Here is an 8,563-nt window from a genome sequence, read left to right as displayed (position 1 = left end):
TTTCTTGATTTGAATCGACAAAAAGAACTTTACTTTCAGACATGATTTTCTGTCCCGCGCTACAAAACTATCTTTCTCTTGAGAAGTTAGGACTTACGTAAAAACAGCCTTGCAACACTATTGGTAGCGGTAAGGTGCGGTGTGTTTCGCCCTACAGAGAGAGTTTATGCGTAAGTTCTAATAGTGAAACTGTATGGTTTATTTAATTTTACGTTTGATAGAGCGAGCGGCGACTAAAATTTCTGAAGATACATAGAAGTGAAACCCTAGTCAAGAGCCGGCAGGGTGCCTCACCCCATTGGTGTCAACTTAAGCCTAAAATCTTTGATAGATTTCGCTTATAGCCGAGTCTAGATCCCCCTAAATCCCCCTTAAGAAGGGGGACTTTGATAAAACTCTTGTCCCCCCCTTCTTAAGGGGGAGTAGGGGGCAAGCTAAGGGGGGATCGAACCCTAATAGTCAAACAGCAGACCGGTACTACGTTTGACATTAAGTTGACACTAATGGCCTAACCCCTAATCCCCACAATAATTTTTGGAGATGTCTAATCATCAAGCGTTCTAGGCGCAAAAGACCCAGAGAAACGAAAAATCAACAAAGGAAATAAACCTGTAAGCTTCAAACTTGTTATGAAATATCCGATCGTTCTCCAACACAGCGAAGAAGACTGCGGTGCCGCGTGTCTGGCCACCGTTGCCAAATCCTGCGGGCGCACGTTGGCCATCAACCGCGTCCGCGAAGCTGTCGGTACCGGACAACTGGGCACAACGCTGCTGGGATTGCGCCGCGGGGCAGAAGCTTTGGGATTTAACGCCCGTTCCGTCAAAGCGACACCCGAATTGATCGATCGCCTCAACGAAGCCCCGCTGCCCGCGATCATTCACTGGAAAGGCGTTCACTGGGTTGTCCTCTACGGTCGCCGGGGCAAAAAGTATGCGATCGCCGATCCAGCGATTGGTTTGCGTTACCTCACCCGCGAGGCACTCACAGAGTCTTGGAACAATGGAGTGATGCTGCTGCTGGTGCCGGACGAAAACCGTTTTTGGGCACTGCCAAATGACCGAATAGGGGGATTTGGGCGCTTTTTGCAGCGCGTCTGGCACTATCGCGGCTTAGTTGCCGAAGTTTTGCCGCTGAACATGGCGATCGGCCTGCTTTCTCTGGCATTCCCGCTGCTGATTCAGGTACTCACCGACGACGTATTGGTGCGAAAAGACACGGAACTGCTAATTACGATCGCGATCGCCACCGCCGCCACAATCCTCTTCAGCAGCCTGCTAAGCCTAGTTCAAGCGAATCTAGTAGCTCACTTAGCTCAACGTTTGGAACTAGGACTCGCACTCGAATTCGGCCGCCAAATCCTGCGGCTTCCCCTCAGCTACTACGAATCGCACCGCAGCGGCGAAATTGTCAGCCGCCTGCGGGACATCCGGGAAATCAATCTGCTAGTCTCCCAGGTAGTAACCAGCCTGCCTAGCCAATTCTTCATCGCCCTAGTATCCCTGGGATTTATGCTGGTCTATAGCTGGCAACTGACTGTCGCTGCCGTCGGTGTTTCGTTCTTGACAACTCTGTCAGCCCTAATCTTCCTGCCAGCCCTGCAACAGAAAACCCGCGACGTTTTGGTCACAGACACCGAAAACCAAGGCATCCTAGTTGAGAATTTCAAAGGCGCTTTGACTTTAAAAACCAACAATGCTGCACCTCAAGCTTGGGAAGAACTGCAAAGTCGCTTCGGTCATCTGGCAAATGCCACCTTCGGCTTGTTACAAATCAGCATCCTCAACAGCGTCTTCTCTACTCTGGCCTCCGGCGTTGGTTCCCTTGCCGTCCTCTGTTTTGGCAGCATTCTGGTGATTCGCCAAGAACTCACCGTCGGTCAACTGCTGGCATTCAACGGCATGAACCGCAACTTCACCGCCCTAATTAGCACCGCCATCAACTTGACGGACGAGTTCGCCCGCGCTCAAACTGCTACCCAGCGTCTCGGCGACATCATCGACACCGCGCCAGAAATGGGGGACAACGCCCGGCGCGATCGTGCCGACATTCCCGCTGATGCCGATATTACTTGCAAAAACCTCAACTTCCACCACATCGGTCGCGTGGATTTGCTGAAAGACTTTTCTCTAACGATTCCCGGCGGCAAGGTGACAGCTTTGATTGGCAAATCCGGCTGCGGCAAAAGTACGCTGGCAAAACTGCTTGCCGGTTTGTATGCGCTGCAATCCGGCAATATCCGCTTCGGACAGTACAATCAATCCGATTTATCCCTAGAATGCCTGCGCGAACAAGTGGTGCTCGTGCCGCAGGAAGCTCACTTTTGGAGCCGATCGATTGTCGAGAATTTCCGCTTTTGTTACCCTAGCGCGACTTTAGAACAAATAGTAAAAGCTTGCCAAATTGCCGGTGCCGACGATTTTGTCAGCGGACTTCCCGACACGTATCAGAGTGTTTTGGGCGAGTTTGGCGCGAATCTTTCTGGGGGACAAAGGCAAAGATTGGCGATCGCCCGCGCCCTTGTCACCGACCCGCCCGTGTTGATTTTAGATGAATCTACAGGAGCCCTCGATCCGGCAACAGAAACCGAAGTGCTCGATCGGCTGCTGGCTTACCGTCAGGGCAAAACGACAATTTTAATCAGCCACCGTCCGCGAGTTATTGGGCGCGCCGATTTGATTGTACTGCTCGATCGGGGTGAACTCAAACTAACAGGAACTCCCGAAGAGTTGAGCCAAATTCCCGGAGAACATTTAGATTTTTTACATCCTTAGAAAGCACTACTCGCTGTTCGAGGGTTGAGCAATCGAGAACTTGTATCATTGAACCGCACCATTATCTGCCATCTTCGGCTCGGATCGTAACACGCAAAATTCTCCAAACTAACCAAAGTTCTCCCCTTTCAGGCATAATGTTTGACAACCCGCATTTCGGATAACGAATGCCCAGCATCCTCAGAAAAAATGGCTTCAGAGTCGTAATTTATTTTGACGATCATCTCCCAGCTCACGTTCATGTCATAAATGCCGACAGTGAAGTTAAAATCGATCTAGGCAGTTCAGCAAATCCCCCGCAAATTATTCAATTAAACGGTAAGCGAGGCGATGCTGTCAAAGCACTAGAACTGGTGACTGCTCATCAAAACGAGCTATTAGAAGCATGGAGACAAATTCATGGAGAACCTTGAATTCACAGAAGCAGCACTTAAAGAACAACTCGATCGCGCCGAAGCTGCCGCCATCCTTGCCAATGCTACCGAACCCCGCGCCCGTTGGGCCTACTACGATCGCACCTCCGGCAATATCGTCATTCACCTCAAAGATGGTTCCACCTTCATGTTCCCCCATCACCTGGGACAAGGGCTAGCCAACGCCTCCGCAGATGACCTCGCCGCCGTCGAAGTTACACCGTCCGGTATCGGCTTACATTGGGAAACCCTCGATGTCGATTTAACAGTCCCATCCCTCCTCCGAGGCATTTACGGCACTAAAACCTGGATGGAACAACTCCACCAGCAACAAATTGTTGCCTAGCCCGGTTTCGATCAAAGCACGAATCATTGAGCTTAACCGAAGACAAAATGACTGAAGACCCCATCATCAAAGTCGGGCTGCTAGAATACGATAAACTCAAAGCCGAGCAAACCCAGCGCATTGGCTTCCGAGACAACCTCCTCTACGTCACTTTGGGTTTGTTCGGTACAATCGTGTCCTTTGCCGCTTCCAACTGGGCCAACTACATCGACCAATTGATTCTTGATGAAATTACCTTCGTCGTGTCAGGAATCATTGCTTTGATTTCCTTCTGGGTCTTAGTACCTGGTTCAGGTTTAGCTATTAATATTTTGGGTGGAGTTGAGTTACTCTTACTCCTGATTTTGGGTTGGGAAATAATCGTTTACGCCACCTTGGCAAACGGGCGATAAATTTACTGATTTGCGATACTAAAAATCTGAAATACAGCAAAAAGAGGGCGGGTTTTTGAGATTGTCTATTATAGGCAATTATTGTTGGTGAACCCGCTCCTACAAAATTTAACATCATATAATACCGAGTCAAACGGAAATGATATTAATCTATTTGTGGTTGGTGATTGGAAAATCAAACAAATGATATCATGTCCGATCGCTCGTGATTCCTGTAGGGCGGGTTAACCAACAATATTAGCCAAAAACCGACAATCTCAAAAACCCGCCCCGACGTATTATGCTGGGAATTATTGTACCGAAAATCGTTGAATATGATGCTCGTGAGTTTCTGTCTTAAGTTGAAAGGAACGAACCGAGGCATTTCCCTATCTCAGTATCCTCGGTAACAGGGAATGTTTCGCTTACAATTACAGTATGTAGCATCTAACAAAAAAGAGCGATCGAACTATGGGAATGACCCTGACCGAAAAAATCTTAGCCAAAGCATCAGGCCGCACCAAAGTAGAGCCCGGAGAAAACATTTGGGTAGAAACAGACGTGTTGATGACCCACGATGTCTGCGGGCCGGGCACCATCGGCGTTTTCAAACGGGAATTCGGCGAAAATGCTAAAGTCTGGAATCCCGACAGCATCGTCTTAATTCCCGACCACTACATTTTCACCAACGACGAACGCGCTAACCGCAACGTCGATATTCTCCGCGATTTTGCCGCAGAACAAGGGATAAAATACTTTTACGACATCACGGATCGATCGGACTTTAAAGCAAATCCCGACTACAAAGGAGTTTGCCACATCGCCCTAGCCCAAGAAGGCCACACGCGGCCCGGCGAAGTGCTCTTCGGCACAGATTCCCACACTTGCAATGCCGGCGCTTTCGGACAATTTGCCACCGGTATCGGCAATACGGACGCAGCATTTATCATGGGAACCGGCAAATTGTTGATTAAAGTGCCGGCGACGATGCGCTTTGTACTCAACGGCGAATTGCCCGATTATTTGTTAGCAAAAGACCTGATTTTGCAGATTATTGGTGATATCAGCGTCGCCGGTGCTAACTACCGCACAATGGAATTTGCGGGCGATACAGTCGAACGTTTGACGATGGAAGAACGGATGACGCTGTGCAATATGGTAATCGAAGCTGGCGGCAAAAACGGCACGGTGGCTGCGGACAAAACCACGTTTGATTACGTTAATCCCCGGACTAATGTGCCCTTTGAGGCATTTTACACTGATGCTGATGCTAGTTTTTATAGCGATCGCACCTACGATGTCAGCAAATTAGAACCAGTCGTCGCCAAACCGCACTCCCCCGACAACCGCGAATTGGCCCGCAACTGCCGCGATGTCAAGATCGATCGAGTTTACATCGGTTCCTGCACCGGTGGCAAAACCTCCGACTTTTTGAATGCAGCCCGCATTCTCAAAGGAAATCAAGTCAAAGTTCCGACGTATTTAGTACCGGCAACTCAGAAAGTTTACGAAGATTTGTTTGTCACAAAATACGACGGTCAAACCCTGTCGGAAATCTTCTTAGCCGCCGGCTGCATCGAACCTGCAGCGCCTTCTTGCGCCGCTTGTTTGGGCGGGCCGAAAGACACATTTGGGCGGATGAACGAACCAGAGATTTGCGTGTCTACAACTAACCGCAATTTCCCCGGCCGCATGGGTAACAAAGAAGCGCAAGTTTATCTCGCTTCGCCTTACACGGCGGCGGCTTCGGCGCTGACTGGCTATGTCACAGATCCGCGCGAATTCCTGCGTTAGAAAGTAGTTGATGAAAGGTGTGCGCTGCATACCTTTCGATTAAATAAACAAGCTGGATGAGATTTGAAAATAATCGCCGAGGGCCTTAGCTTGCGCCTTGCTAATCGATCGCTTGCCATTTACAACTTCAGATACTACGCCGCTAGATCCGATGATACCTACCAAGTCTGCTTGACGGGTGCTGCTAGATTCCATGATGTGTTGCAAAATCTCGTGAGGTTCGGATTGGTCGATCGGATAGTTTTGGGTCTCGTAAACTTCAATTAGGATGACTAACAACTTGTATAAAGCCTTCTCTTCTGGAGTCAGGTGTTTAGCAAATGTTAGCCTTTCTGCAACTGCCAGGAGGCGATCGTATTCTTCTGGGGTTTCGATCGCCTTTGGAGATATTTCTGCCAGCAAATTGTTATAAGTGAGTCGGTCAAAAGTAAGGATCATTTTTCCATCTGTCTTTGTCGTATTCAGCGTGGGTTAGGAAATATTTGTAGAAAACAGTTTGGTTCTCGTAGTTGATCCCGGAAATCAGGCGATATTCGTTGCCTTTGATATTAAAGACGGTGAAATTTCCTACTGCTTCGGCATCCCGATAAATTTTGCGAACATCCTCCAAATTCTGCCATTCCGCTTTGTTGACAGTTTCTTTCCAAATCTCAATTTGGTTTTTGACATCGGGATATTTGGCAGCATCATTACGGAGGTTGCGGATCGAGATTAGGTGCATTGGTTTTTAATTTTTTGGTGGTTTTGTATTGCATCTCTTTCCCTTCTCTAACGTGGCTTATTCCATCACTTTATACAGGACTTGCCCACAGATTTTATCTGTAGATCGATCGCTGTCCACCAGAACTCTACAAGTGATGTAAAAGTTCGGTTATGCAGCGTAATACCAAATCTGGGTTAGGTATCCCCTTTATTGTCATTGCGAGCGAAGCAAAGCAATCGCAGAGATGCAAGGATTGATTGCTTCGCTTCGCTCGCAATGACGGAATATTTATAACAGGGATGGTAAACTCGGATTTGGTATAATTCCTGTTTATGTACTTATACTCTCATCTTGAGAGTATAATGTCAAGGGTCGATCGGGTAAACATTTTTTAAGCCGTGTAGGTGAGTTGTATTTGTGCAGTCGAGGGTAAAAATCCCATAGATAGATTTATTCAGCCCTAAGTTACCGCAAGACATTCGATCGCCCTTTAATCCCACAAAATTTCAAAACTCATGACAGCTCACAATATTTCTCGCAAAATTGCTACGACATTTGCTTTAATTGCTATTACCATATCATGCAGTTCAACTAAGACAGTAAATCAAGCACAGAAGAAAGCAGAAAAGCCGCAGCCACAGATTGCTTACAGCGATTTAATCGTCGATGATCGTGAATCAGAATATATGATGATTCCAGTTATTCTATCTGGTGTTGAAAAAGAATCTGGACGCGATCCTATCTCATTAAAAATATTTTCTGGAAAATCAATCGGCAGCGGTACGATCGGTGAAAATATGATTTTTTATAACAAAACCAACGGAGAATCTAATATTTTATTAAACAGAAAAGCCTTAATATCTAAATTTGAATATTTGCCAGGTAAAAAAGAGCCAGAAAATCCCAGCAATCAAAATGGACAAACAAATCAACCGAAGCAAAATTCCTCAAAAAAAGTATCCAGCAAGCCTCAGAATCAATTGCTGTTGTTTCACATCATAGATAGCGACACAAATACTGATGGCAAACTTGACCATGCAGACGCGATCGTTGGATATTTATCTAACTTGGGAGGAAAATCGCTTCAGGCAATCACTCCGCCCGATACCCAGTTAATGAGTTGGGTATTTGATGAGAAAAGTGGCGCAATTTTTATTACAATTAGAAAAGACTCCGATGGCGATCGCAAATTTACAGAAAAAGATGATATCGATTTTGTCCGAGTTAGTGTCACCAAACCCAATATTGGCAAAGAGATCATCGACGGTAAAACTCGGGAAGAATTGCAAAAAATCATGCTTAATTCAAAGTAAACATCAGCTTTGTACTGAAAATGACTGGATTGTCGGCTATTGTCTGCGCTATCTTTTGGAAGATATTTTTAAAATTATTTCGCAGCATCGAGAATTGGTTCGCGTAGAAGTCGATCGCCTCAATCAACCCCCAACGCCGCTAAAGTTCTGAATTCATTAGACCCACTCTGGAAGAAATTTGATCTAGAATTAGAAATAGACTGGGTTTGTTGAATTGTTTATAATTGTATAATTCATCGGGAAACTTAAGAAACCCGGTTTCTCGATCGCACAACTCGATCAAATTGCAAGTATTCGGTAAATAGACGTGATGATTGTTATCGTGATGGGAGTCTCCGGTTCGGGAAAAACTACTGTTGGCAAGTTGCTGGCGCAATCTCTCAATTGGGATTTCAGCGATGCCGACGATTTTCACCCGCCAGCCAACATCGAGAAAATGAGTCGGGGCATTCCTTTAGAAGATGCCGATCGCATTCCGTGGCTTTTGCAACTGCAAAGTGAAATAGACACCTGGTTATTAGAAAATAAAAATGTCGTGTTAGCTTGTTCTGCCTTAAAAGCATCTTACCGCGAAATGCTCTGCCGAGACCAGCAGCGGATAAAAATAGTTTATCTCAAAGCTTCTTTTGAGCTATTAACATCCCGGTTAAAAACTCGCGACAATCATTACATGAAAGCAGACTTGCTGTCAAGTCAGTGCGCTACTCTCGAAGAACCAGAAACTGCAATTATTATAGATGCTTCGCAGCCGCTAGAGGTAATGGTGCGCCAGATTGAAAATCATCTAGTTTGCGGTTAATTTCCTACAAAAAACAGGTTCGACTGTTCGGACTTTAGTCTGCATAAAGA

General features: G+C 46.5%; 9 protein-coding genes. 7 read left to right on the top strand and 2 right to left on the bottom strand.

Features of this window, described 5'->3' with window-relative positions:
• Positions 1-629 precede the first annotated feature (629 nt).
• The 5 genes from WBA89_RS25135 (at position 630) to WBA89_RS25115 (ending at position 5,698) form a co-directional block, all read left to right on the top strand.
• Positions 630-2,774, top strand: a complete 2,145-nt coding sequence (locus tag WBA89_RS25135; protein WP_424410255.1) for a peptidase domain-containing ABC transporter — start codon at positions 630-632, stop codon at positions 2,772-2,774.
• Positions 2,775-2,941: 167 nt separating this feature from the next.
• Entirely contained in the window at positions 2,942-3,187 is a 246-nt protein-coding gene (locus tag WBA89_RS25130) for a DUF4160 domain-containing protein (RefSeq protein WP_333292080.1), read from the top strand.
• Complete coding sequence (locus tag WBA89_RS25125) at positions 3,174-3,533, top strand: DUF2442 domain-containing protein (protein ID WP_333292081.1); 360 nt, start codon at positions 3,174-3,176, stop codon at positions 3,531-3,533. The genes WBA89_RS25130 and WBA89_RS25125 overlap by 14 nt, the downstream gene beginning before the upstream one ends.
• Before the next feature lie 47 nt (positions 3,534-3,580).
• Complete coding sequence (locus tag WBA89_RS25120) at positions 3,581-3,925, top strand: hypothetical protein (protein ID WP_424410253.1); 345 nt, start codon at positions 3,581-3,583, stop codon at positions 3,923-3,925.
• Positions 3,926-4,375: 450 nt separating this feature from the next.
• Positions 4,376-5,698, top strand: coding sequence for a 3-isopropylmalate dehydratase large subunit (locus WBA89_RS25115; RefSeq protein WP_424410251.1), 1,323 nt, complete (start codon positions 4,376-4,378; stop codon positions 5,696-5,698).
• A 39-nt stretch (positions 5,699-5,737) separates the two neighbouring features.
• Here WBA89_RS25115 and WBA89_RS25110 read toward each other — a convergent pair whose 3' ends face one another.
• Together WBA89_RS25110 and WBA89_RS25105 are read right to left on the bottom strand one after the other, a co-directional pair.
• On the bottom strand, positions 5,738-6,136 hold the full coding sequence (locus WBA89_RS25110; protein WP_424410250.1) for a helix-turn-helix domain-containing protein: 399 nt from the start codon (positions 6,134-6,136) through the stop codon (positions 5,738-5,740).
• Entirely contained in the window at positions 6,120-6,419 is a 300-nt protein-coding gene (locus WBA89_RS25105) for a type II toxin-antitoxin system HigB family toxin (RefSeq protein ID WP_424410249.1), read from the bottom strand. Before WBA89_RS25105 ends, WBA89_RS25110 begins: the two co-directional genes overlap by 17 nt.
• 497 nt (positions 6,420-6,916) lie before the next feature.
• On the opposite strand from WBA89_RS25105, the gene WBA89_RS25100 reads away from it, so the two are divergent.
• Both WBA89_RS25100 and WBA89_RS25095 read left to right on the top strand, forming a co-directional pair.
• On the top strand, positions 6,917-7,714 hold the full coding sequence (locus tag WBA89_RS25100) for a hypothetical protein (protein ID WP_424410247.1): 798 nt from the start codon (positions 6,917-6,919) through the stop codon (positions 7,712-7,714).
• A gap of 310 nt (positions 7,715-8,024) precedes the next feature.
• A complete protein-coding gene (locus WBA89_RS25095) occupies positions 8,025-8,513 on the top strand; it encodes a gluconokinase (RefSeq protein WP_424410257.1) in 489 nt (162 codons plus the stop codon).
• The last annotated feature ends 50 nt before the right edge of the window (positions 8,514-8,563 follow it).

It is taken from the genome of Microcoleus sp. (assembly GCF_049646505.1).
Classification (GTDB): Bacteria; Cyanobacteriota; Cyanobacteriia; order Cyanobacteriales; family Microcoleaceae; genus Microcoleus.
This window is presented reverse-complemented; position numbering and strand designations above follow the sequence as displayed.

Excerpts from the sequence above, each read along its gene's own strand:
- WBA89_RS25115 (WP_424410251.1), top strand. The coding sequence starts at position 4,376 with ATGGGAATGACCCTGACCGAAAAAATCTTAGCCAAAGCATCAGGCCGC.
- WBA89_RS25120 (WP_424410253.1), top strand. The coding sequence starts at position 3,581 with ATGACTGAAGACCCCATCATCAAAGTCGGGCTGCTAGAATACGATAAA.
- WBA89_RS25100 (WP_424410247.1), top strand. The coding sequence starts at position 6,917 with ATGACAGCTCACAATATTTCTCGCAAAATTGCTACGACATTTGCTTTA.
- WBA89_RS25105 (WP_424410249.1), bottom strand. The coding sequence starts at position 6,419 with ATGCACCTAATCTCGATCCGCAACCTCCGTAATGATGCTGCCAAATAT.
- WBA89_RS25110 (WP_424410250.1), bottom strand. The coding sequence starts at position 6,136 with ATGATCCTTACTTTTGACCGACTCACTTATAACAATTTGCTGGCAGAA.
- WBA89_RS25095 (WP_424410257.1), top strand. The coding sequence starts at position 8,025 with ATGATTGTTATCGTGATGGGAGTCTCCGGTTCGGGAAAAACTACTGTT.
- WBA89_RS25130 (WP_333292080.1), top strand. The coding sequence starts at position 2,942 with ATGCCCAGCATCCTCAGAAAAAATGGCTTCAGAGTCGTAATTTATTTT.
- WBA89_RS25125 (WP_333292081.1), top strand. The coding sequence starts at position 3,174 with ATGGAGAACCTTGAATTCACAGAAGCAGCACTTAAAGAACAACTCGAT.
- WBA89_RS25135 (WP_424410255.1), top strand. The coding sequence starts at position 630 with ATGAAATATCCGATCGTTCTCCAACACAGCGAAGAAGACTGCGGTGCC.